Annotated in this window: 21 protein-coding genes and 2 pseudogenes; 4 read left to right on the forward strand and 19 right to left on the reverse strand. The window is 54.4% G+C overall.

The window, feature by feature from the left end:
- Positions 1 to 37 precede the first annotated feature (37 nt).
- From IMQ48_RS07600 to cybB, 5 genes and pseudogenes are all read right to left on the reverse strand, one after another.
- A complete protein-coding gene (locus IMQ48_RS07600) occupies positions 38 to 1156 on the reverse strand; it encodes an S-(hydroxymethyl)glutathione dehydrogenase/class III alcohol dehydrogenase (RefSeq protein ID WP_196208539.1) in 1119 nt (372 codons plus the stop codon).
- A 32-nt stretch (positions 1157 to 1188) separates the two neighbouring features.
- Positions 1189 to 1464 (reverse strand): metal/formaldehyde-sensitive transcriptional repressor, encoded by a 276-nt coding sequence (locus tag IMQ48_RS07605; RefSeq protein WP_196208540.1) that lies wholly within the window; start codon positions 1462 to 1464, stop codon positions 1189 to 1191.
- 173 nt (positions 1465 to 1637) lie between these two features.
- Positions 1638 to 2903: pseudogene (locus IMQ48_RS07610) on the reverse strand (Y-family DNA polymerase).
- Positions 2903 to 3322 (reverse strand): translesion error-prone DNA polymerase V autoproteolytic subunit, encoded by a 420-nt coding sequence (locus tag IMQ48_RS07615; RefSeq protein ID WP_196208541.1) that lies wholly within the window; start codon positions 3320 to 3322, stop codon positions 2903 to 2905. The pseudogene IMQ48_RS07610 and the gene IMQ48_RS07615 overlap by 1 nt, the downstream one beginning before the upstream one ends.
- 256 nt (positions 3323 to 3578) lie before the next feature.
- Positions 3579 to 4109: a cytochrome b561 gene (cybB, locus tag IMQ48_RS07620; RefSeq protein ID WP_196208542.1), complete on the reverse strand. Its 531-nt coding sequence runs from the start codon at positions 4107 to 4109 to the stop codon at positions 3579 to 3581.
- 192 nt (positions 4110 to 4301) lie between these two features.
- Here cybB and gap point away from each other — a divergent pair, with 192 nt between their 5' ends.
- Complete coding sequence (gap, locus tag IMQ48_RS07625; protein ID WP_196208543.1) at positions 4302 to 5303, forward strand: type I glyceraldehyde-3-phosphate dehydrogenase; 1002 nt, start codon at positions 4302 to 4304, stop codon at positions 5301 to 5303.
- A 129-nt stretch (positions 5304 to 5432) separates the two neighbouring features.
- Positions 5433 to 6359 (forward strand): alpha/beta hydrolase, encoded by a 927-nt coding sequence (locus IMQ48_RS07630; RefSeq protein ID WP_196208544.1) that lies wholly within the window; start codon positions 5433 to 5435, stop codon positions 6357 to 6359.
- Positions 6360 to 6401: 42 nt separating this feature from the next.
- On the opposite strand, the pseudogene aldA reads toward IMQ48_RS07630, so the two are convergent.
- The 4 genes and pseudogenes from aldA to hrpA all read right to left on the reverse strand — a co-directional run bounded on the left by aldA (position 6402) and on the right by hrpA (position 13483).
- Positions 6402 to 7771: pseudogene (gene aldA, locus IMQ48_RS07635) on the reverse strand (aldehyde dehydrogenase).
- Between the two features lie 268 nt (positions 7772 to 8039).
- On the reverse strand, positions 8040 to 8831 hold the full coding sequence (locus IMQ48_RS07640) for a YdcF family protein (protein WP_304520352.1): 792 nt from the start codon (positions 8829 to 8831) through the stop codon (positions 8040 to 8042).
- Positions 8832 to 8894: 63 nt separating this feature from the next.
- Entirely contained in the window at positions 8895 to 9446 is a 552-nt protein-coding gene (locus IMQ48_RS07645) for a GNAT family N-acetyltransferase (protein ID WP_196208546.1), read from the reverse strand.
- 134 nt (positions 9447 to 9580) lie between these two features.
- A complete protein-coding gene (gene hrpA / locus IMQ48_RS07650; RefSeq protein ID WP_196208547.1) occupies positions 9581 to 13483 on the reverse strand; it encodes an ATP-dependent RNA helicase HrpA in 3903 nt (1300 codons plus the stop codon).
- 201 nt (positions 13484 to 13684) lie between these two features.
- Here hrpA and azoR point away from each other — a divergent pair, with 201 nt between their 5' ends.
- Positions 13685 to 14290, forward strand: coding sequence for an FMN-dependent NADH-azoreductase (gene azoR / locus IMQ48_RS07655; RefSeq protein ID WP_196208548.1), 606 nt, complete (start codon positions 13685 to 13687; stop codon positions 14288 to 14290).
- Between the two features lie 43 nt (positions 14291 to 14333).
- Here azoR and IMQ48_RS23190 read toward each other — a convergent pair whose 3' ends face one another.
- The 10 genes from IMQ48_RS23190 to IMQ48_RS07700 form a co-directional block, all read right to left on the reverse strand.
- Positions 14334 to 14525, reverse strand: a complete 192-nt coding sequence (locus tag IMQ48_RS23190) for a hypothetical protein (RefSeq protein WP_003020344.1) — start codon at positions 14523 to 14525, stop codon at positions 14334 to 14336.
- An 83-nt stretch (positions 14526 to 14608) separates the two neighbouring features.
- Positions 14609 to 14896, reverse strand: coding sequence for a hypothetical protein (locus tag IMQ48_RS23010; RefSeq protein ID WP_370551830.1), 288 nt, complete (start codon positions 14894 to 14896; stop codon positions 14609 to 14611).
- An 88-nt stretch (positions 14897 to 14984) separates the two neighbouring features.
- Positions 14985 to 16265 carry a phosphatase PAP2/dual specificity phosphatase family protein gene (locus IMQ48_RS07665; protein WP_230326320.1) on the reverse strand — a complete coding sequence of 427 codons (1281 nt, stop codon included), beginning with the start codon at positions 16263 to 16265 and terminating at the stop codon, positions 14985 to 14987.
- Between the two features lie 13 nt (positions 16266 to 16278).
- Complete coding sequence (locus IMQ48_RS07670) at positions 16279 to 18039, reverse strand: bifunctional alpha/beta hydrolase/class I SAM-dependent methyltransferase (RefSeq protein WP_196208550.1); 1761 nt, start codon at positions 18037 to 18039, stop codon at positions 16279 to 16281.
- The gene (locus IMQ48_RS07675; protein ID WP_370551831.1) at positions 18032 to 18670 is read right to left on the reverse strand and encodes a lysophospholipid acyltransferase family protein; all 639 of its coding nucleotides are present in this window, start codon (positions 18668 to 18670) and stop codon (positions 18032 to 18034) included. Before IMQ48_RS07675 ends, IMQ48_RS07670 begins: the two co-directional genes overlap by 8 nt.
- A gap of 6 nt (positions 18671 to 18676) precedes the next feature.
- Entirely contained in the window at positions 18677 to 19591 is a 915-nt protein-coding gene (locus tag IMQ48_RS07680; protein ID WP_196208552.1) for a phosphatidate cytidylyltransferase, read from the reverse strand.
- Complete coding sequence (locus tag IMQ48_RS07685; protein WP_196208572.1) at positions 19591 to 20196, reverse strand: CDP-alcohol phosphatidyltransferase family protein; 606 nt, start codon at positions 20194 to 20196, stop codon at positions 19591 to 19593. Before IMQ48_RS07685 ends, IMQ48_RS07680 begins: the two co-directional genes overlap by 1 nt.
- Positions 20197 to 20284: 88 nt before the next feature.
- Positions 20285 to 20608, reverse strand: coding sequence for a YdbL family protein (locus tag IMQ48_RS07690; RefSeq protein WP_196208553.1), 324 nt, complete (start codon positions 20606 to 20608; stop codon positions 20285 to 20287).
- Positions 20609 to 20615: 7 nt separating this feature from the next.
- A complete protein-coding gene (locus tag IMQ48_RS07695) occupies positions 20616 to 20807 on the reverse strand; it encodes a YnbE family lipoprotein (protein ID WP_003020350.1) in 192 nt (63 codons plus the stop codon).
- Positions 20804 to 23443, reverse strand: coding sequence for a YdbH family protein (locus tag IMQ48_RS07700; RefSeq protein WP_196208554.1), 2640 nt, complete (start codon positions 23441 to 23443; stop codon positions 20804 to 20806). Before IMQ48_RS07700 ends, IMQ48_RS07695 begins: the two co-directional genes overlap by 4 nt.
- Before the next feature lie 181 nt (positions 23444 to 23624).
- Between IMQ48_RS07700 and bla the strand changes: the two genes are divergently transcribed.
- Positions 23625 to 24485 (forward strand): class A beta-lactamase, encoded by an 861-nt coding sequence (gene bla / locus IMQ48_RS07705; protein ID WP_370551832.1) that lies wholly within the window; start codon positions 23625 to 23627, stop codon positions 24483 to 24485.
- The last annotated feature ends 133 nt before the right edge of the window (positions 24486 to 24618 follow it).

Genomic DNA, 24618 nt, shown 5'->3' on the forward strand with positions numbered 1-24618 from the left:
AGGAAAGTGCCAGCGGAGAGCTCCGCCGGCGGATGGATCAGTTATCGCCGAAATGGATAACGGTACGAATAGACTTGCCCTGATGCATTAAATCGAACGCGTCGTTGATCTGCTCCAGCGGCAGGCGATGCGTAATAAAGGGATCTAACTGAATTTTCCCGCTCATTGCGTCTTCGACCATACCTGGCAGCTGCGTACGCCCTTTTACACCACCAAATGCTGAGCCGCGCCAGACGCGCCCGGTCACTAGCTGGAATGGACGCGTTTTAATCTCCTGACCGGCCCCCGCCACGCCAATGATGATGCTTTCGCCCCATCCTTTGTGACAGCATTCCAGCGCGGCACGCATCACGTTGACGTTACCGATGCATTCAAAGCTGAAGTCCACGCCGCCGTCGGTAAGCTCAACAATCACGTCCTGCACCGGCTTGTCGTAATCGTTCGGATTGATGAAATCGGTCACACCCATTTCACCGGCCAGCTTGAATTTCTCCGGGTTGGTATCGACCGCTAAAATGCGCCCGGCTTTCGCCTGTACCGCCCCCTGAATCACCGCCAGACCGATACCGCCCAGGCCAAACACCGCCACTGTGTCGCCTTCTTTCACTTTCGCCGTGTTATGTACGGCACCTATCCCGGTGGTGACGCCACAGCCCAGCAGACAGACTTTATCCAGCGGTGCCTGTGGGTTGACCTTCGCCAGTGAGATCTCCGCGCAAACGGTGTATTCACTGAAGGTACTGGTGCCCATGTAGTGATAAATCGGCTCGCCGTTGTAAGAAAAACGCGTTGTGCCGTCTGGCATCAGACCTTTACCCTGGGTCGCGCGCACGGCCTGACAGAGGTTGGTTTTGCCAGATTTACAGAACTTACACTCGCCACACTCGGCGGTGTACAGCGGGATCACATGGTCGCCCGGTTGCAGGCTGGTGACGCCTTCACCAACTTCAACCACAACGCCGCCGCCTTCATGGCCGAGCACCGCCGGGAACACGCCTTCCGGATCGTCACCAGAGAGCGTAAATGCGTCAGTATGACACACACCTGTGTGGGTAATTTTAACCAGCACTTCCCCTTTCTTCGGCGGTGCGACGTCAATTTCGACGATTTTTAACGGTTGGCCGGGGCCAAATGCAACTGCAGCACGTGATTTCATTTGTCTCTTCCCATTATTGCGAGGTGATGGTGTTATTTTAGATAAGCGCGCAGAAGATGGCCTATTTCAGCCATGCGCACGGCACGCTGGTCCGGGGTGGTCTCCCCGCTGACCAGTTCATCTTTCAAGTGGATCTCAACCATTTCGCCCATCAGGCCGTTGGACGCACCGCGCACCGCGGCAATTTGTTGCAGGATCGCCAGACACGGTTCGCCGGACTCCAGCGCATGCTCAAGTGCATCAACCTGCCCGCGAATACGTCGTACACGAGTGAGAATGCGTTTTTTATCTTCAGGTGAATGCGGCATACGCCCTCCAGATACTATAGGGGGGTATGGTATCTGGTTTTATGACCTCGTGTAAACGGTGATATTTATGGGGTTATGAGGAGAGACGCAATCGACCGCCTGTATCGGGTAATTAAATAAATGCCAGACGTCTCCAAAAAAGAAATAGCACCCTCTGTTTTTATAAAATCCACTTACCCCACCCGCAGCAAATCCGTAAAACGTGTGGTATATCGTGGGGAAAGCATTTCTCGTTTCATCTGCCACTGCTGCTCTATTCCCTGCCCGGCAAACCAGAGCGTTCCACGACCCTTTTCATTGAGTCTATCCACCACCGTCATCAACTCCGCGCTGTGGGGTCGGGGGGTATTGTCATCAAACAGATTCAGTTGCGCCACGCCAGAACTGAAAAAGTCCCCCAACATCACGCCCGCTTTTTGATAGCGCAACCCTTCGCGCCAGATAACATCCAGGCAGCGCGTTGCCGCATTGATAATATCCCGACTGTCCTGAGTGGGAGTCAGCACATTGAGCGAAGCGCTGTTGCCGTAATAGGGTTCATTCGGAGCAAATGGGCTGGTTTTAATAAACGTAGAAATAAACTGACAATACTGGTGTTCCCCACGTAATTTTTCTGCCGCACGTGCGGCATAGGCGCAAATCGCCTCCCGCATGGCGTTGTAATCCGTGAGCCTCTCACCAAACTATCTTGAGCAGATGATTTCCTGCTTCACCGGCGCAAACTCTTCAAAACCCAGGCAGGGTTCGCCGCGCAGTTCACGTACTGTGCGCTCGAGCACGACGTTGAAATGTTTGCGAATAAAGCAAATGTCGGTATCCGCCAGATCGAGGACCGTTTTAATACCCATTGCATCCAGTTTCTTGCTGATACGGCGTCCAACGCCCCAGACTTCATCAACCGGGAGTGCAGCCATCAGCTTACGCTGACGTTCCCTGTTCGAGAGATCCACTACTCCGCCCGTCTGCTGTTGCCATTTTTTGGCCGCATGGTTCGCGAGCTTTGCCAGGGTCTTCGTCTGGGCGATGCCAATCCCCACCGTGAGATGGGTTTTCTGTAAAATATTCGCTCTCATCTCCCGACCAAAATCAGTCAGATCTCTGCAATTGCGCACCCCGGCTACATCGCAGAAGGCTTCATCAATGCTGTATATTTCCACGCGCGGAGAAAACGCCTCCAGGATCGACATCACCCTGCTGCTCATATCCGCATACAGCTCATAGTTTGAGCTAAAGCACACCACGCCGTAGCGACGGAACAGATCCTTTTGTTTGAAGTACGGAGCCCCCATTTTAACACCCAGTTGCTTTGCTTCCGCGCTACAGGCGATGACACAACCATCGTTGTTTGAAAGCACCACAACGGGCCTCCCGCTAAGATCGGGGCGAAAGACGGTTTCGCAGCTGGCATAAAACGAATTCACATCACAGAGGGCGAACATCAGCGCAAAGCCTTCACAACGTACGTGACAACACCAAACACATTGAGCGACTCTTCACTACCAGGCACGATCGGGGCATACGCGCTGTTCATGGGAAGAAGCTGCACCGTTGGACGGAGCTGCAGTCGTTTCACCGTAAACGCACCATCAACTGCGGCGATGATAATATCGCCATGCGTAGCCGTTACCGAACTGTCGACCACCAGTAAATCACCGTCATCAATGCCTCCGTCAATCATCGAGTCCCCCGCTGCTTTCACAAAGTACGTGGCGCTGGGATGTTGGATCATCAGTTCATTCAGATCGATACGGCGCTCGACATAATCCGCAGCCGGGCTGGGAAACCCGCACTGAACAAGGTCACTAAACAAGGGGATCGTACATATTTCGCGGAGATCCGCTGGCGTGAGAAACAACATAATAGCTCGTCCAATATTTACTGTATCTATATACAGTAGTTTTATCTGTGCTATTGATCAAGCGGCTTTTTGCGGGGTTATTGCTAGTCTCCTGAATAATAAAGACTCCCGTGTTACACAAAGGTGTCATGGTCAGAAACCGGGCATAGTGGCGACATAAAATCATTAAAATACGACTGCAGGGAAAAGTGACCCGTAGGCACTCGTCAGCCTGAAAGCAAATGCCCCGCATAATGCGGGGCGATAACTATCGACGTTACGAACGCTTGCGCGGCATCATGCGCAGCAACGTATTATCCTTCCAGAAATAGTGATGCATCAGGGCGGCGGCGGCATGCAGGCCAATGACAAAATAGCCCAGATTTGCCAGCGTCACATGCCAGGACTTCAGCATATCCACCACATCAAAGTTAGCCTCTGCCGCATGCGGCATAACGATGCCAAAGGCCATCCACGGATTCCCCCGGTTGTACATCATCACCAGGCCAATAATCGGCAGGACGATAAACAGCAGATAAATAACCAGATGCCCAAGGTGTGCCATGCCGGTCATCATCGGCTTCGGTTTTGGCACAATCGGCGGGGTTGGATATTTCAGCCTGACCAGCAGGCGCGTCACCATCAGCACTAAAATCGTGATGCCGCAGGAGACGTGCACCATGTTGAACCCGGGGCGATAGCTGCGCGGGAAAAACCCGCGAAATTCCATGGCACTGTAGGCCACAATCACCAACAAAAAGACCAGCCAGTGGATGCCAATTTGCAGGCCTGAATACTTATTCCCCATAACACTTCCTGAGTAAAAACAATAATGCGCCAACATAACCAGCTTTTGTTAAAAATTCATTAACTTTGTTCACTCATTTTCAGTCAGTTACGTTTAACCGCAAAAACAGCTATTGCCCCTGCGGCCTGACTGGACTATGCCTGGTAGGGAAAATATGTCGTACCGCGTCATCCATCCTGACAGGAGAAAACCATGAGTAAGATTGGCATTAACGGTTTTGGCCGTATCGGTCGTCTGGTATTGCGTCGACTTCTGGAAGTCAAAAGCAGTGTGGAGGTTGTCGCCATTAACGATCTGACCTCGCCAAAAATTCTCGCCTATCTGTTAAAACACGATTCAAACTATGGACCATTTCCCTGGAACGTCGAATTTACCGAAGACTCGCTGATTGTCGATGGCAAAAAGATTGCCGTTTATGCAGAAAAAGAGGCCAAAAACATCCCGTGGAAAACGACCGGAGCGGATATTATTATCGAGTGCACCGGTTTTTATACTTCGACAGAAAAAGCGCAAGCACACCTGGATGCCGGAGCCAAAAAAGTCCTGATATCCGCCCCTGCCGGTGACATGAAGACCATTGTCTTTAACGTCAATGACGACACGATGGATGCGAGCGATCAAATTATATCTGTTGCATCGTGCACCACTAACTGCCTGGCGCCGATGGCGAAAGCGCTGCACGATAACTTCGGTATTCAGCTTGGCACCATGACCACTATTCACGCCTATACGGGCACCCAATCGCTGGTCGACGGCCCACGCGGGAAAGATCTGCGCGCCTCACGCGCGGCGGCGGAGAACATCATTCCCCATACCACCGGAGCTGCGAAAGCCATCGGATTGGTTATTCCAGCGCTGAGCGGTAAATTGAAAGGTCATGCCCAGCGAGTGCCGGTCAAGACCGGATCCGTCACTGAGCTGGTCTCTGTTTTGGGCAAAAAAGTCACTGCCGAGGAGATCAATAACGCATTGAAAAAGGCAACGCTAAATAATGAATCATTCGGCTATACCGATGAGGAAATTGTCTCGTCCGATGTCATTGGCTCACATTTCGGATCGGTATTTGATGCCACCCAAACCGAGATTACCGAGGTGGGCGATCTGCAGTTGGTCAAAACCGTCGCCTGGTACGATAACGAATACGGTTTTGTTACCCAACTGATTCGAACACTGGATAAATTTATCAAACTCTGACGTTATGGCGGAGGTTATTTGCCTCCGCCTCATTTTATTTCTCGCTAATTCAATACGTTGTGAATCGCTCCCCGTTTTCAATTGATGAATTGTGCTATAGCTATCCTTTGCCACTAAGGGAGCTGAATAATGGAAGCACTGAGCCGTGAAACATTAGAGAATATGATGGCGCAAGCCGTTGCCCACGCGACCACCTACCCCATCTGGCCGCAGGGTGAAGCCCCCGGAGCAAAAAATAGCGATGCGGTGTTTACGCCGGAACCCCGGCACACGGGGACGTCTGATTACGATCGCGCGGTGACGGGTATTCGCGCCCCCGAAATTACCGTCTATGCCCCCGCCAAACCAAACGGCGTGGGGATTCTGGTCACACCAGGCGGTTCTTATCGTCGCGTTGTGATGGATAAAGAAGGCAGCGCGCTGGCACCGTTCTTTACCGCGCTCGGCTATACCCTATTTGTGATGACCTATCGCATGCCGGGAGACGGTCACGAGGAAGCGTCAAATGCGCCACTGGCCGACGCCCAGCGCGCTATCCGCTACATTCGCGCCAACGCACCGCAGTGGAAAATCGATCCGCAACGTCTCGGCGTGCTGGGGTTTTCCTCCGGGGGGCACGTCGCCGCCAGCCTGGGAACCCGCTTTGCCGAGTCGGTGTATGCGCCGATAGATAGCATTGATGAACAGCCTACTCGCCCGGCGTTCATGGCGCTGGTTTATCCGGTAATTAGCCTGCGGGAAGGTGTCGCCCATCCAGGCTCACGCCTTGAGCTGGTTGGCGCAGAACCCACCGAGCCAGATATTCACCACTACTCTCTGGAAGAGAGAGCAGATGACACCACCCCGCCTGCCTTCCTGCTGCACGCCATTGACGATCCGGCGGTCAAAGTCGAGAACAGTCTGGTCTTGTTTACTGCGCTACGCAAGCTGGGCGTACCGGTTGAAATGCATCTGTTTGAACGGGGCAAGCATGGATTTGGTATTCGCGATACGCAAGGACTTCCGCTGGCCATCTGGCCGGAGATGATGATGAACTGGATAGCCAGCAAGGTGTAATGATTATGCCGGGTAGGCCGCTAAACCGACCCGGCAAAAAAATCAGGATTGCAGATAAACCACCTGCGTTTGCAGATATTCGTTCAGACCGTGCTTACCATCTGCCCCGCCAATACCGGACTTGCGCCAGCCTGCGTGGAAGCCCTGCATCGCCTCGAAGTTTTCACGGTTAATATAGGTTTCGCCAAATTTCAGTCCCTTAATCGCCTTCATTGCCGTATTCAGGTTTTGCGTGTAAATCGATGAGGTCAGACCGTAGTCACTGTCATTAGCCATCGCAATTGCCTCGTCCAGCGAGCCAAACGACACCACCGGCAGCACCGGACCAAAGGTCTCTTCGTGCATAATCGCCATCTCCTGACGCACATCCAGCAGCAAGGTTGGCGGGTAGTAATACCCCTTCCCTTCAACCGCTTTACCACCCAGCACCACGCGGGCCCCTTCCTGCACCGCACGCGCAACTTTCTGCTCCACGCGTTCCCGCGCCGCGGCGTTAATCAGCGGTCCCATTGAAATATCGTTACGTTCCGCAGGATTGCCAAACTGCACCGCTTTCATCGCCTCGCCCAGGCGATTAACAAACTGGTCGTAAATGCCGTTCTGGACGTACACCCGCTCGGCGCAGTTACACACCTGCCCGGTATTAATCACGCGGGAATCGACAATCGCCTTAACGGCCAGTTCGAGATCCGCATCATCCATCACGATAGCCGGGGCCTTACCGCCCAGCTCCAAGCACACTTTGGTGATGTTTTTCGCCGCTGCCGCCATAATTTTCTCACCGGCCACCACGCTGCCGGTCATGCTGACCATCGCCACTTTCGGGTTCCCAGCCAGCTCCTGACCCACCGTCTCGCCCCGTCCGAGCACCAGGTTAAACACCCCGCGCGGCAGGCCGATGTCATCGACAATTTTGGCGAAGGCAATAGCGTTGTTCGGCGTAAATTCGCTTGGCTTAATAACAATGGTATTCCCGGTCAGCAAGGCGGGTGCCAGCTTACGGGCGATCAGGAAAAACGGGAAGTTCCACGGCAGAATGCCCGTGGTTACGCCAAGAGCGCGTTTAAACAGCAGGATGTTTTCGCCCGGGCGATCGCTTTGCAAGATCTCGCCTTCATAGCGACGGGCCCACTCGGCCATGTAATCGATATAGTCGGCGGTAAACGCGACTTCAACATCCGCAAGTTGCTGGATTTTCCGCCCTCCGCCACGATCAGTGCGCTAATTTCATCGGCACGTTCGCGGATCCCGGCGGAAATCTTGCGTAGCCAGCTGGCGCGCTCAATGGCGGGCAGCGCCTCCCATTGAGGCTGGGCGCGATGTGCCGCATCAATCGCTTTGCGCGCATCTTCGGCGCGGCCATCAGGAATACGGGAAATCACCTCTTCCGTCGCCGGATTAACGACATCAATCCAGGCGTCATCGTGCTAGGTCACAAACTGCCCATCGATATACATAGGATGTTGTACGGGTACTGACATGCGCTTCTCCTGTAATTGATTTGTTTTTAACAAGTAAAACTATTGTTAATTAATATCAATCATGCATAACACATTGCCACTGCGATGGTGGTTCTGTGAGCCACTTCATAAAAGTGTCAGGCGACGTCGTGGTGAAGAGAAAAAATAGACGGGATTAATGCCCGTTTGCACAAAAAAAATGACAAACGGGCAGCAGAGATTACAGAGAACGGCTGTTCAGTAAGTCAATCAACGTAGCGTCGTGTTGCAAATGTAACCACGCATCTTCGACGGTCTGCGGAATATCGACATGTGCAATAAAATCTCGCCCCCGAGGACCATAGCCGGTTTCATCATCACGCAGACGCGGAAGCTCACCGGTAATGAGAGACAGGTAACGGTCCACCGACCACAGACCTTCAGCGGTTGGCACGAAATCCACACCGCCACCCTGCGCAGTCAACTCAGGGACAAAACCCGGGAAGCTGAGCCAACGCGGAGCCTGTGGATCGTCACGCGTTACGCGCTCAAATGTCGCCATCGTGCGACGCTGCATGGTGGGGTCCTGCACCACAATCACGGTTCCCATGGTTTGGGTCGCCTGGCGCAGTAACGCACAGCTAAAGCGGGCATTCTCTCCACAGTTGGTGGACTGATCCTCCACCCAAATCTTCTCACCGGGAATTTGCCAGAACTGGTGCGCGATATCGGCAAGGATCGCCGCTTCCGCACGTCCGGTGGTACGCAGGGTGTTATAGCGTGGATGCTGCGCGATGGCGGCATACAGGAAGGTCGTGGAGTGACCGATACCGCCGCTAATCAGTAAGGGAACTTGTTGTTCTTTTGCTATCCGACAGGCCGCGTCGATGGTCGGGATCACCGCGTTCCCCGCCAGAATCACGCAATCGGCTTTATATGAAAGCGGGTCTGAGAAATCACTCTGCGCCAGCCATTGCCCCACCGTATTTATAGCTGCAAGCGTGGCATCAGAAAGTGCCGGAAATGCACTCAAATTCATAAATCCTCCTCTTTGCTCCTCGCAGAATACCGCGCGCATAATTTAACGAGAAGTTAATCACTCTGAAAGAATAGCGGGTTGTGGATTTTCCCACTGGCACACAAGTTTCAGGCAGTCGGCACCTTTATAAATACACTCTTCATAAATACGGTACCCCACAACTTCCGCCACGCGAACTGAGGCCGGATTATTCTTTGCGATAAGGCAAACTGTTCTGGCAGGTGAAAAAGCATCCACAAACCACTGATGAGCCGCGATTGCAGCTTCCTGGGCAATTCCCCTCCCCTGAGCCGACGGTGAGATGACCCATGATGCTTCGGCGAAAGGATCAAAGTCTGGCCCCCTACTACGATGAAAATGAGCCAGCCCAGTTTCACCTAAAAAACGACCATCGTATTTTTGAAAAACAGAAAAGATGCCATAGCCAAACGTAGCCCAATGACCGATGTTTCGTAACAACCGATTCCAGCCTTCTTCTGGCGTAAACCCCGGAGCATTCGCGAGATGAAATATATTGGGGTCCGCGTACAGGGGATACCATACGTCAAAATCATTGATCGTTTGCGGACGCAAAATCAGTCGGTCCGTAGTAATAGAAAATGTTTTCATTATCATCATCGCTACTCTACTGAGCCGCACACTGAGTAATGGTGTGACAGCATGACCTGCTTTTATCAGAATTCATAAAAAAGCCCGGCTGTTTGCGCTAGCCGGGCTTCTCGAAAGTAAGCCAAAAAACGTGGTCAGCCGCTAATCTGATCCATCGCTTGCAGGATACGCTTATCCGAAATCGGATACGGCGTACCAAGCTGCTGGGCAAAGTAGCTGACGCGCAGTTCTTCTATCATCCAGCGGATCTCTTTGACGTCTTCATCTTCGCGGCGTGCGGGCGGCAGTTTATTGAACCACTGCTGCCAGGCCTGTTGCACGCTGTCCACTTTCAGCATCTGCGCACGATCGCGGTGCGGATCGATGGCCAGTTTCTCCAGACGTTTTTCAATGGCCTGTAAATAACGCAGCGTATCACCCAGGCGTTTGAAGCCGTTGCCAGTGACGAACCCACGGTAGACCAGCCCGCCCATTTGCGCTTTGATATCCGAAAGCCCCAGCGCCATGGTCATGTCCACGCGGCCTTTCAGGCGTTTGTTGATATTGAACACCGCCGTCAGGATCTGTTCGACCTGTTTAGCAATCTCCACCACGGTGTCGTTCAGTTCGGCACGCACTTTTTCGTGCAACGCCGCAAAGCCCTCTTCCGTCCACACCGGGCCGCCGTTGGCGTCGATCAGCCGATCCACGCCGCAGGAGATACAGTCATCAATCAAATCCAGTACTTTGCCGTACGGGTTAAAGTACAGCCCCAGCTTGGCTTTGTTCGGCAGCTTCTCGTGCAGATACTTGATGGGCGACGGAATATTCAGCAGCAGCAGACGGCGTAACCCGCTCCACATGGCCTGCTGTTGTTCCAGCGGATTATCAAATAGCTTGATGGCCACGCTGTCGCGCTCATCCACCAGCGCGGGCCACGCTTTGACTTTATAGTTACCGCGTTTTTGCTCGTAGCTTTCCGGCAACTGGCCGAAGCTCCAGATGTGCAGCCCGCTCTGTTCGATGCCGTCATCCGCCACCGCCGACAGTGTTTCCTGCACTTTGCCTTTCAGCGCGTCTTTCAACGCCTGCAGCGAACGACCTTCCTGCAGCTTCTTGTTTTTATCATCCACCACCCTAAAGGTGATTTTCAGGTGATCGGGCACCTGATCCCAGTGCCAGTCGTCGCGGTCAACGGTAACGCCAGTCATCCGGCGCAGTTCGCGCTCCAGCGAATCCAGCAACGGCAGTTCCAGCGGCGTTACGCGGCCTAAAAACGCTTCCGCATAGTTTGGCGCTGGCACAAAGTTGCGTCGCACCGGCTTCGGCAGTGATTTAATCAAGGCGATAACCAGTTCGCGACGCAGCCCCGGAATCTGCCATTCAAACCCGGCCTCTTCGACCTGGTTTAACAGCGGCAGCGGAATATGCACGGTAACACCGTCTGCGTCAGCGCCAGGCTCAAACTGATAGCTCAGCCGTAGCTTGAGGTTACCCTGATGCCAGAAGTTCGGGTAATCCAGCTTGCTGATTTTTTCCGCGCCTTCTTTGATGAGCATGCTCTTTTCAAAGTTGAGCAGGTCCGGCGTTTCACGGCTAACCTTTTTCCACCAGCTATCAAAATGGCGGGCAGAGACCACATCATGGCTGATGCGCTGGTCGTAAAATTCAAACAGCGTTTCATCATCGACCAGAATATCGCGGCGGCGTGATTTGTGTTCTAACTCTTCCACTTCCGCCCGCAGCTTCAGGTTGTCGCGGAAAAACGCATGGCGGGTCTGCCAGTCGCCTTCCACCAGTGCGTGACGGATAAACAGTTCGCGCGACAGCGCAGGGTCTATCAGGCTGTAATTGACCTTACGGGCCGCGACAATCGGCAGCCCGTAGACGGTGACTTTTTCTGTCGCCATCACCGCGCCCTGCGCACGCTCCCAGTGCGGTTCACTGTACGAACGTTTAATCAAATGCTGAGCAACCGGCTCCACCCACTCAGGGTCGATGCGTGCGGCAATCCGTCCCCACAGTCGGCTGGTTTCCACCAGTTCTGCCACCATCGTCCACTTCGGCGGTTTTTTGAACAATCCGGAGCCAGGGAAGATCGAAAAACGAGCGTTGCGCGCGCCGGTAAATTCCTGCTTATCAGCATCTTTCATCCCGATATGCGACAGTAACCCGGTCAGCAGCGCGACATGGATCTCCCGATACTCAGCAGGCTCGCTGTTAACCGGGATCCCTAACTCTTTCACCACTTGACGTAGCTGGGTGTAAACATCCTGCCATTCACGCACGCGCAGATAGTTGAGGAAATCGAGCTTGCACTGACGGCGGAACTGGTTAGACGACAGCGCTTTTTGCTGCTCGCCAAGGTAGTTCCACAAGTTGACAAACGCGAGGAAGTCGGACTCTTTGTCGTGGAATCGACGGTGTTTTTCGTCAGACGCCTGCTGTTTGTCCATCGGGCGCTCGCGCGGGTCCTGAATGGATAGCGCCGAAGTAATGATCATCGCCTCACGCACGCAGCCATGTTTCTGTGCTTCCAGCACCATCCGCGCCAGACGCGGATCCACCGGCAGTTGGCTGAGCTGGCGGCCCAACGGCGTGAGTTTATACGCGGTTTGCTGTTCATCAGTGGTGATTGCGCCCAGCTCTTCCAGCAGGCGCACACCGTCCTGAATATTGCGTTTATCCGGCGCTTCCACGAACGGGAACGCGGCGATATCGCCCAGCCCCAGCGCGGTCATTTGCAGAATGACGGAGGCCAGGTTGGTACGCAGAATTTCCGGGTCGGTAAACTCCGGACGCGACAGGAAGTCGTCTTCAGAATACAGACGAATACAGATCCCTTCCGATACGCGTCCGCAGCGGCCTTTACGCTGGTTGGCGGAGGCCTGCGATACCGGCTCGATCGGCAGACGCTGGACTTTAGTACGGAAGCTGTAGCGGCTGATACGCGCGGTACCCGGGTCAATGACGTACTTGATCCCCGGCACGGTCAGTGAGGTTTCCGCCACGTTGGTCGCCAGCACAATGCGGCGTCCGCTGTGCGACTGAAACACGCGGTTCTGCTCGCTGTTGGAGAGTCGCGCATACAACGGCAGCACTTCGGTGTGGCGTAAATCCAGTTTATTCAGCGCATCGGCGGTGTCGCGGATCTCACGTTCACCGCTCATGAAGATCAGAATATCGCCCTGGCTTTCACGTCCCAGCTCATCCACCGCGTCGAAAATCGCCTGCAGCTGATCGCGCTCGGTGTCGTCCGCATCTTCAACAATTGGACGATAGCGCACTTCCACCGGGTACGTTCGGCCGGACACTTCGATAATCGGCGCGTTATTGAAATGCTTTGAAAAACGCTCAGGGTCGATGGTCGCCGAGGTGATAATGACTTTCAGATCCGGGCGACGCGGCAGCAGCTCTTTCAGATAGCCGAGCAGAAAATCGATGTTCAGGCTGCGTTCGTGGGCCTCATCGATGATGATGGTGTCGTACTGCATCAACATCCGGTCTTGCTGGATCTCCGCCAGCAGGATACCGTCCGTCATCAGCTTAACCATGGTGTTATCACTAACATGGTCGCTGAAACGCACTTTATACCCGATACAGCCGCCCGGCTCGGTTTGTAACTCTTCGGCGATACGGTTAGCTACGGTACGCGCCGCCAGACGACGCGGCTGGGTATGGCCGATAAGCCCCTTCACCCCGCGCCCCAGTTCCATACAAATTTTTGGCAACTGGGTCGTTTTACCGGAGCCAGTTTCCCCGGCAACAATCACCACCTGATGGTCGCGAACTGCGTCCAGGATGTCCTGTTTTTTCTGGCTGACGGGCAGGTTTTCCGGGTAGGTAATGTCCGGTCGCGCCGCTTCACGCAGCACAACTTTACCGGCAGCCTGTTCAATCTCTTTTGCCATCTCCTGGTAAATGGCCTGTTGTGCATCAGGATTTTTAACCTTCTTCACGCCGTGCAGACGGCGGGAGAAACGCTGTCTGTCACGCAGCATCAGCGATTCCAACTGCTGCTGCAGCATATTGAAGGTTATTTTTTGTTGTTCTGTCATAGCGTTAGAGGGCAGTGCTCTGCCGGGTTAAATCTCTTTAAGATGATAGATATAGAGTACCACATCGGCGCTTTTCATGTGTTGTTCAATAATTTCGAACATAGGATTCGATATATTGCGCTATCACTGCGGCAGGATTGTGAATAAAGTGTCAACAAGCAACGGGGCACATCCCCTTCAAACACATAAAAGGAAACACCCATGAGCAAGGTATTAGTTCTTAAATCCAGTATTCTGGCAGGGTACTCTCAGTCTGGTCAGTTGTCTGATTATTTTGTTGAACAGTGGCGTGAAAAGCACTCTGCTGATGAAATCACTGTCCGTGACCTGGCGGCAAATCCTGTACCGGTACTGGATGGCGAACTGGTGGGTGCGATGCGTCCGAGCGATACACCGCTGACGCCACGTCAGCAAGAAGCGCTGGCGCTGTCGGATGAGCTGATTGCTGAGCTGAAAGCCCATGATGTGATTGTGATAGCCGCGCCGATGTACAACTTCAACATCCCAACGCAGTTGAAAAACTACTTTGACCTGATTGCCCGTGCTGGTGTGACTTTCCGTTATACCGAGAAAGGCCCGGAAGGTCTGGTGACGGGTAAACGCGCAGTGGTGCTGACCAGCCGTGGTGGTATTCATAAAGATACGCCGACTGACCTGGTTACCCCATATCTGTCGACCTTCCTGGGCTTTATCGGCATCACCGATGTGAACTTCGTGTTCGCAGAAGGTATCGCGTACGGTCCGGAAGTGGCGACCAAAGCACAATCCGACGCCAAAGCCGCTATCGATAGCGTCGTCGCTGCCTGATAATTCCCCCTCTCACCATCCGGTGAGAGGGTTTCTCCGGCACTTACTTCTTTACCTGTACCCGTATCTGTTTGCCGTGAATGCGATTAATATCACGCCAGATGGTTGCATAATCCCTGCATTTAGCCAGATTCTCTTCCCAGCAATGAAGCAAAAATTGTTCAGGCTCCGCGACATCCCGGCTTAACAGTTTGAATACCCAACGATTCCAGACATACCACTTGAGAAGCCACATGATTTCACTCCAGGAGATACCGGAGAGGGAATATATCAGCATCAACGCCGTGTGGTGTGGCAACTATTGCGCTGCTGCAAACGCTACACCAGCATCATCAACCAGGCCGCCCACAGCGCAGCAACCCAATAAAGTGTGCGCCGAAACTGCATCAATGCCCCCGCCTGGCGCTCGGCAAGGCTCAGCGTCTTCAGCCTGTCGCGCTGCCAGATAGCGTAGAGTGCCACTCCGGCCTGCGCGTTGTTCTGCGCATTGAGCAGCGAAAAGTAGCGAGCATCAAGCCACAGACGCCAGCAGCCAAACCAGACAATGGCGCACAGCAGCGCAATAACCGCACGTAGCCCCCCGACTGTGCGACAACGATCGCCCACACCATGGGGGGGACGCTAAAAAGCAGAATGAAACGCCAGCTTGCCAGCGTGTGTCGCAGCAAATCGCGGTGCAGCGCCTCATTATTTGTTACACTGTCACTTTCAGTTGCCATTGCTGCAGCCTCTCCAGATGTTTATCCGTCAGCACCACCTGCGCCCGACGTTCACGAATATGTGCCACCGCCTGCTCAACGGTTGCCACATGGCCGTATTGCAATAGCCACGCCGCAACCACCATCGCACTGCGCGACAGCCCCAGCGCGCAATGCACCAGCACCGTCCCCTGCTCTTTATGCAGCATTTCCAGCCGGTCTACCGCCTGTTGTAACTCGGCGTCGTTTGCGAGAACCAGATCCAGCATCGGGACGCAAGCGTAGGCGCGCATGGCGGTAGCATGCCCGCGCGCAAACTCAAAGGTCAGGTCCAGCACTGCGTTTTGTACAGGTACATGACGTGGAAAACTGCCAAGATAGACGCCTGCGCCAATGTTACTCACCGGCGGCAGACGGCGGGTAAACCCGCGCATCGACAGCCACATGCCGATTCGCCAGGGTAGCGTCAACCCGTACACGGCGGGCGGCAGTCGACCCTGTTCATCTTTGCCTGTGGTCGCCGCGCCGAATCCGCCGTAACCATAGCTCACCATCAACAACGATACGGCAGGCCACAGCAGCCAGGGCGTTAGCCACACGCTGGCAATAGCGCATAACGCGGCACCCAACAAATAACGGCGCATCAGCCTTAAACGCGCCGCATCCGGTTTTCGCCAGTGCCAGCAGCGTTTTTCCGGCACCATCCAGTCAATCAGCATGCCTGCCGCCAGACCGGTAATGATATCGATAAAATGATGCTGCCAGGTGGTGAGCACCGACACGGCGATCAGCAAGAACCAACCGTCGCACAGCCTGCGCCAGTTCCCACTGAGGTGATGACTGAAATGCCGCCACAGCAGCCAGCAGAGGATAATATGCAGCGACGGGGACTGGTTATACGGCAAGTCGAACTGTTCAAGTTGGGCAAACAGCCAGCCTGCCGCGCCGCTGACCTCCGGGCGCGTAAAGCTAAACTGAAGCGGAAACAGCAAAAAACCGACGCAGGCAATCACTGACGCCAGGAACAGACGCAGCACCAGCCGCCGCTGTTCAACGCGCGTGGTGCAGACAAACAGTGACAATCCGTAAAATAGATCCAGGCTCCAGTACGGCAGAATGGTCCACGGAAGAAAGGGAATAGCGGACTCCCAGCCAAACACGATGCTGCCCACATTGCCATGCTGCGCGTCCTGCCAGGCAGTAAACTGATTGACCTTGCCATAGGTAAGAAAGAAAAAAGGTGCCAGCAGCATTAGCCAGCCCACCGCCTGCACCATCACCTTACGGCGTTCAGCCCCCACGACGCACCGCCATCGAGACAGTGAAAATCCCCCACTCGTCAATCAGCTGCGTGCACTTATCAAACCCGGCTTCCCGCACCAGCGCATCCATTTCCCCTTGAGTACGCACGCGCATCACCCAGGCTTTGCCGTCTTTGTGGCTGGTCAGCGACCAGGCGATAGTTTTTAACTGCGGATGCCAGGGCTGCCCGGTGTAGATCAGCACGCCCCCAGGGGCAATCGCGTCAGCCAGCCCGGCGAGCGAATTACGTACCAGCGTATTTTCGGGGAAGAGTTCATATAACCCAGAAACAATACCTAATGTGGGACGCGGTTCCAGCGACGCCAGCTGTTCGCGGTTGAAGGCATCGCCCTGCTCGAAGCGGGCAATCTCAGCCATGCCGCGGCTGACAATCATCTCACTGCCTTTTTTAACATTCAGTTCGCTGTAATCGCGCAGCAAAATCGAGTTGACCGCCGCTTCGCCTTCCAGGGCGTCGAGCACATAGCGCCCGTGTCCGGCCGCGATATCCACGACATGCACTGCGGTTCCCTGCTCTGCCAGCTGCGACACCGCCTGGCGGATCAGCATCTGCAAATGAACCTTACGCTGGCGGATCCCCTTCCAGCCCACGCTGTTCAGGTAGTTTTTGTCAATCAACCGGCCCAGCGCGCTGCTGCCCTGAGGCTGGTTGCGATAAACGTAATCCAGCGTACTGCCCGAATCAAAACCGGTCTCAAACCCCAGACGCACGCCCGTTGATTGTGTCCCGAGTAATTTCATCCCATAGCGCAGGCCACGGTAGGCAATATCGTCAAGCGAATACGGCGCAGGCCCGCCGCTCAGCATCCGCCAGCTATCTGCTCCTGGGCTCCAGCGGTCTTCATTACGGTAGTCAAAGCGCTGCGGCGGCATCGCGTACAGCGTGTCGATAAAATCACGCATTTTGTCGAATGCCAGATGCCGGTCCTTCTCACCCAGCGTGTCGTGATAAAAGCCCGGCAACACGTGCAGTTCCTTGAGTGGGCTTCTGAGACGTTGGTAAAAATCAATTTGCGGCTGGCGATGGACCACAAAATCATCCCCGGAAACCAACAGCTGCACAGGTAGAGTAATGGCGCTGGCATCGCTGACAATACGCTCCGCCGTTTTATAGAGATCGAGCAGGATGTTCACCGCAATCGCCCGGGTGATCTGTTTATCCTGGTTAAAACTCGCCACGCGCTCAGGATCGTGCGTCAGGTATTTGCCCTTGACGTAGGAGTTGACGAAAAACAGGCCGCGCAGGCGATGCATTAAGGCCAGCCCCGGACGGGCAAACGGTACGTACAGTTTGACTTTGAACGCCGGGGACGCCAGCACCAGCCCACGAATGGAAGGCGCATAATCATGAGCCCAGGTCGCTGCCAGCACCGCACCCACACTTTGCGCCACCACCACCACATCTTCCATTGCAGCCTGGCTGTCAGCAGCGGCAAAGCGCACGAACTCGTCGACATCCTGCACCGAACGCGCCAGCGACGGGCTATATCCGCGCGGTCCTGGCGACTGCCCGTGACCACGCGCATCCCAGGCATAGAACGCGGTGTCCGGCATCGCCAGTTCATCCACAATGTGTTGCAAACGCCCGGAATGTTCATGCCCACGATGAAACAGGACAATCACTTTTGACGCAGGACCTGCCGCTAATGCCGGCCAGTGACGGAAAAACAGCGCGGTATTGTCACTGGTCAAAAATGGACGTTCATCGGGCACTCGAATGTTAGTCATGAGGGTGCGGTCCTGTGGTTTGTTGCTGCAGCAGCATCAGCTGCTGTCTGAGATCGTCCATAAAGACACGTTTATCGCTCTGCGCGACCAACGGCCTGCCAATGTTGACGTCAATAAACAGCGGCAGAGGAATACGATTCCCCTTCGCCATCACGTGCTCCGTTCCGCGTAGCCAGACGGGAATAATCGGCACCTCCGGCATGCGCTGACTGAGGTGCCAGACGCCGGATTTTAGCGGTGCCAGTAATCCCGGCTCGCCACGAGTACCTTCAGGGAAAAGAATCAAGGTTTTGCCGTCGCGTAAGGCCTGTTCACACTGTGCCAACGGGTCGGCCTCGCCGCCTTTACGCGTAATCGGAATAATGTTGAGAATATTAAGCGCAAACCACGCCATCCATTTATTACGCAGAAAATAGTCAGCCGCCACCACCGGATGAATGTCCCCCTGACGGCGCAGCGCAAACAGCGGCAATAGAGCAAAAACATCCATATGACTGTTGTGATTCGCGACGACGATCGCCGGCCCCTGCTGCGGCAAGCGATCCCGATGCCTGACACGCAGCCCAAGCCACAGCCAAATTACCGGCCAGACGATGCATAGCGTAAACAGCGTTCGCAGAAATGTGTTGATCATACGTTAGTAGTAAAAATAGCGAATGAAGTGGAAAAACACCGGGGCAGTGAAGATCAGCGAGTCCAGCCGGTCGAGAATACCGCCGTGACCGGGCAGCAGCGTACCGCTGTCTTTCACGCCAATATCGCGCTTAATGGCCGACATCACCACATCGCCACAGAAGCCGCTGATCCCGATAATAAGCCCTGCCAGCATCGCCATCGGTATGCTTAACGGTGTCATGATCGGCCCCAGAAGCGCCGCTGCAAGCGTGGTGGTTACCACACCGCCGAGCAGTCCCGCCAGGGTTTTGTTGGGGCTGACCTTGGGGATCACCTTGATACGGCCCATTGATTTACCCCACAGGTACTGCGCAATGTCGTTGAACTCCGTTAAGCCGACGAGGAACAGCACCAGCAGTGCCCCGGTCTGCTTACCGTCATCGGGTAGAACCAGCAAAAATGCCACGTGGCTGAACGCAAACACGGTGGTCATCAGGCTCCAGTGATGCTGGGAGGCATAACGTAAAAACCCTTGAGTATCGCCGGCAATCACCATGCGTACGGGCAAGAATAAAAAGGCATACACCGGGATAAATACCACAAACATGCCGTACCAGTTGATGCCAATCAGCCAGTAGTTAATAGGGATCGCAATAAACATCCACAACAGCGGCATACGATCGGTCTGGCGTGACGGAGCCAGCGTTAAAAACTCCTTTAACGCCATAAAACTCACCAGCGCGAAGAAGGTCAACGCCAGCCAGGGCGGGCTTAAGAGAGCCAGCGAAAACAGTACAATGATCACCCACCAGGTACGAATACGCAGCGTCAGCTCACGCCAGTCTTTATCCGGACGCCGCCACACCAGCAGGCCGTTCACCAGTGTCGCTATCAACAGCAGGGCAAAAATCACCGCCAGTGATTTTTCCAGCAACATTATTTCGCCCCCTCGTCACGTAATGCGCTCTTACAGCGGTTAACAATAGTCCACAGCAGCAACAGCGTGGCGATGCCCCAAACGACGTTGTTCCACTGCACCACCTGCGGCCACAGTGCTAGCACCAATCCCCATGCGCCGAACACCAGTGCCCTGTCGCTTTTGCCGAACGGTCCGGCATAGCTGCGCACGCCATTAATAGTTTGTGCCAGTACACCGCAAAACTCCGTCATCAGCGCACAAAATAGCATCGTCAGTACCAGCGGCGCATTGCTGCCAGGAAGCAGCATAAACGGCAGATACAGCGCGAGATCGGAGAGAATATCCCCGGTTTCATTGAGAATGGCCCCCAGACGGGATTGTTGATTGCATTCCCGCGCCAACATGCCGTCCAGCGCATTGAGCGCCATGCGCACAAATAACACAATGGGTAACAGAATGAAGAGTTTAGGTTCGGGGAAGATAAACAGCACCGCACCGGTGATAAAAGAAAGCGCCATCGCGGCAAGGGTAACGTGGTTGGCGGTGACGCTTTTTTTATCTAACCAGAACATGAGCGGGCGTAACAGAGCCTGGAAGGCAGGCTTTATCTGATAAAGCGTCATCATCACTCCTTGATAATTTATTGATGCGATTATAGTGGATTAATTAACCATTACCTGCCTGATGTGTCTCATCTGATTAAAAATCAGATTATTTTTTCAACCATTTTCCGTTAATACCCTGGACATACTCTCCCGGTTTAGCGCGCGTCACCAGTTTTTGTCCGGCCATTTTTGCCACTTCATCAACGGGAATATTGTTACTCTCAGCCAGTTGCTGGTAGCTGGCACTGCGTGCCTTGTTTATCTCACTCACCAGCGCCTGGGTTTCAGCATCGGTTTGCAATGCCACAAGGTAGCCATTGAGCGTTTCACCCACCCGTCCCTGGGTTCTGGCTTCATTCAGGGTCAGCGCAAACGCATTAGCGCTCAGCAAACTCAGGAGCAACAGGGTCACTTTAAGCGTTTTTTTCATCGTCACCTCAGAATAAATCACTGCGTGATTTCAACAGGCTCTCGACGTCTTTATCGACTTTGATATGGATCTCATGCTCGATTTTGACGTTCATATTGATGGTGATGGGCTCTTTCGGTGCCGCAACTTCAATGCGCGGGGTGCACCCTACCAGCAAAGATGACGCCAGCAGTCCCAGCATGGCCGCAATAGTTTTCATTGTTGTTCCTCACATTCCTTGCCTTCCCGGCAATGGGTTTCTGGCAGCGCTGCATTTTGCTCAAGCCATGCCTGTAAATTGTCGCCAAAACGCAAACTGCGCCATAACGTAAAGACGTTTTCTTCATGGGTGTAATTCAAATTCACCGTCCCGACTTTGCCATCTACCCGGCTATTACCGGTGACGGCTGCCTGCATGGTTAATACGCCAAGGTTATCGAGATTAATTTTCGTCCAGGAATGGGTGATTTCCATATAGCGCAGCCAGTTAATCGCCGCGCCGGCCGCCATATTGTCTTTGACCACCGCATCCGCCGTGTCTTTGTCGATGCGCAACGTCATCGGCCCAGGGTTGGTCAACCAGCCGTCTTTGATAATCCATTTTTCATTGTTTAACCATAGCGGCAATGCGCCGCTGACCGGGCCGGACATGGCAAACTGTTTGGGATTAACCGCGCTAATCAGCTCGCTGGACGAGATATTCTGCACCCGCACTAATGCCGGATCGTGCTGCGGCATACGCAGTTGCTGCATCACCACCTTGCCGCCCAGCAAATCGGCGCTAACATCGCTCAACAGTAAGGGATTATCTTCGCTCCAGGGGTAGCCGCCTTGCAGATCGGCGGTGATATTTTTTACCGTGACCTGATTCACCACCTCCGCAATACGCAATGAAATCGGCCCGCGCGTGCCCAGTTGCCATGCTCCTTCGCTAAAACGAAACGGCAGCACAAAATCGACGCCATTAATCTGGTTGTCGGGCATCCAGGCGCTACCACCTTTTAATACCCCGTGACCGCCCGCCTCAAAACCCTGTTCCGCAGCGGCGGAGAAGGCAATCTGAGCATACAACTCGCCTTCGCGCAGGTTCATCTTCCAGTCCGGTGGCATCAGCGGCTGGAATACGGTGAGCGACTGTTTTGGCCACCAGGCCTGACCACGCAGGCGGATCCCGTCCCAGCGGCCGTTCAACTGGACCGGGCCAATAGCGCCGGCATGCAGTTGGCCTTTAAACTGGAATATCGTCGGGTCGCTTCCTTCCACGCTGAATTTCAGGGTTGAAGGCGGTAGAGTGCTGCCACCGGAGAAGGTGGTTTTCCCGGCGTCCAGCGACAGCGCCCCGCTAAACGTTGGCTGGACCTCATCCCGCACCCAGACGATCGGCTCATCCATCACCAGACGCGGATTTTCCACCAGCATGGTGCCGTATTGCAGATGGTCAAATCCGGTAGAAAGATCAAACAGTTTGACGGTGTTATCGTGCCATTCCCCCTTGCCTGCCACGTCCCAACGAGCGTGCATCGGGGTAAAGCTACCTTCACCCCAGTACCGCCACTGCCAGCGACCGGCGTCAGGCAGGAAATCATTGGCCAGACCATCGAGATGCAGTTCAAAGCCGCCCATCTGGTTTTCATGAGCGCGTAGAATAGCCTGTAATCGCCCATCCACCCCGCGTTGGGTCACTTTGACACCGGCCAGCGGCCAGCGAATTTCGTCAATATCCAGCGAGTCGATAATCCGGCCACGGGAACGCAACAGCGCGCCAGGCTCAAAGGCCAACTGCGGATCGTTCAGACTGCCGCTGAGCGTCGCGGGTAGCATCGCATAAAAAATCAGATCGCCTTGCTTCGCCTCGCCGGTCAACTGCAATGGCATATCGCTGTTGTCCATGCCGAGCGTGCCGGGGCCAAAGGTTAACACCGCGTTACCCTTGCCTGCATCGCCCTGCGTCAGAATGTTCAAACGTCCGCTCACTACCGCGTTTTCTACGCCGGCCTGCCAGTTTTCGACTTTTACCCCCAGCCGACCGCTTAACGGAAAGCCCTGATAGGGCCAGTTCCAGCGCCCGTCGCTCACCGTCAGCCGCTGGCGGGTGATTTCCCACGGCAGATCCAGAAGCGGATCGCCATTGTCTCGCGCCATCACGATCAGTTGTCCACTGTTCTCTCGCCATTCCAGCTCTGCATCCACAAGCGTTGGCTCCTGCGGCAGGCTAAGCGTCGCAACCGCATGACCGCCCACCGGCAACCCGTCGGGAACCAGCGGCATCGTAAACTCACCCACCAGTTTTACCGGTGGTTGTCCCTCAAAAGCCGCCACAGACAGTTCGTTGACCGTCAGATTTTGCCCGTGCAGACGCCCCTGGAATTTGACCTTTTCACCCTGATAACTCACCTGCTGGATGGCAGGCGTCAGCGAGAGCGACAGTTTGCCCTGCCACTCTTGCCATGGAGAAAGAATGAGCTTATCGATGTTAATCCAGGTGTTGGGCAGCATGGATTGCCATTCTGCCAGCGTTTTGGGCGCGGCGGGCGATGGCTCCGTCTGCGGCAGTTTAGCCAGGCAAGCGGAATCCAGTTCAATACTGCCAACGTTCAGCAACCAGCGGCTGGGGTGGGATAAATCCGCCTCGCTGATACGTGCGAGCGGACAATCATCGACCAGATAGCGGAGTTCGGGAATATGCAGTCCGTGTCGGGTAAGCCGCGGACTCTCATCCAGCGCAATGCGCGTACCGACAGGCAACCAGATGCCCGCCAGCGTGGGAACCCACAGGCCCAGCGTCATCAACAACGTCAGCGGCACAAGAGTCAATAATAAGAGTAGAGCCAATACGGCTTTATATTTACCCTTCATGGGTAGTTAATATCCTGATTTAGCAAAAATTTAAGCCGGTTTCGGCATGTATTGTGGCATGTTTAGCTAAACATGCCCAACTTAAGAATAGATGCCATTGAAATATATGTAATATCTATAGGTTGTGAATAATTCAAATCAGTTATCTATAATCAGAGAGATACCAAGGATGAATATGACTATGCCCCACTTTCGCCTGGCCCTTATCCCACTGCTCACCGCATTTTGCCTGCCCGCGTTTGCCCACCTGACAACCGTGAATAAAGTTAAAGAAGCAGAAAGCCTGCTTCCCGCACGCGTAGGCTATGCGGAGCTGGATCTTGCCAGCGGTGAGATTCTGGAAAGCTATCGTCTGCAAGAGCGTTTCCCGATGATGAGTACATTTAAGGTTTTGCTCTGCGGTGCGGTGCTATCACGCGTTGACGCCGGGCAAGAACAGCTCGATCGTCGCATCCAGTACAGCCAGCGTGACCTGGTCGAGTACTCGCCGGTAACGGAAAAGCACCTTGCCGATGGTATGACAGTTGGCGAATTATGCGATGCCGCCATCACCATGAGCGATAACACGGCGGCAAATCTACTGCTTACGGCCATCGGCGGACCGCAGGAATTAACCACCTTTCTGCGCACGACCGGCGATCAGGTGACCCGGCTCGACCGCCGGGAACCTGAGCTGAATGAAGCCCTGCCCGGTGATGAACGCGATACGACGACACCTGAAAACATGGCGAAAACGTTGCGCCAGCTGCTCACCGGCAAAATCTTGACGACGACATCACAGCAGCAACTCACCCACTGGATGGTGACGGATAAAGTCGCGGGGCCGCTGTTACGCTCAGTGCTTCCGACGGGCTGGTTTATTGCCGATAAAACCGGTGCCGGGGCGCGCGGATCTCGCGGCATTGTTGCGGCGTTAGGACCGGATGGTAAACCTTCCCGTATCGTGGTGATTTACTTAACCGACAGCCAGGCAACGATGGATGAACGAAACAAGCAGATTGCGGGGATTGGGGCGACGCTGATCCAACACTGGGATGAGTAAAATTGCCTCAAGACAACGGTATGTTGTTACGCGTGCCGACGAAAATGTGAAAAATCAGGGACCGGAGCTGATTCATCTGTAGTAAATCACGCGATTCCCCGTTGTTCTGTCTTCTCTTAAGACATCATGTCAA

The organism is Citrobacter sp. Res13-Sevr-PEB04-36 (assembly GCF_015672735.1).
Lineage (GTDB): Bacteria > Pseudomonadota > Gammaproteobacteria > Enterobacterales > Enterobacteriaceae > Citrobacter.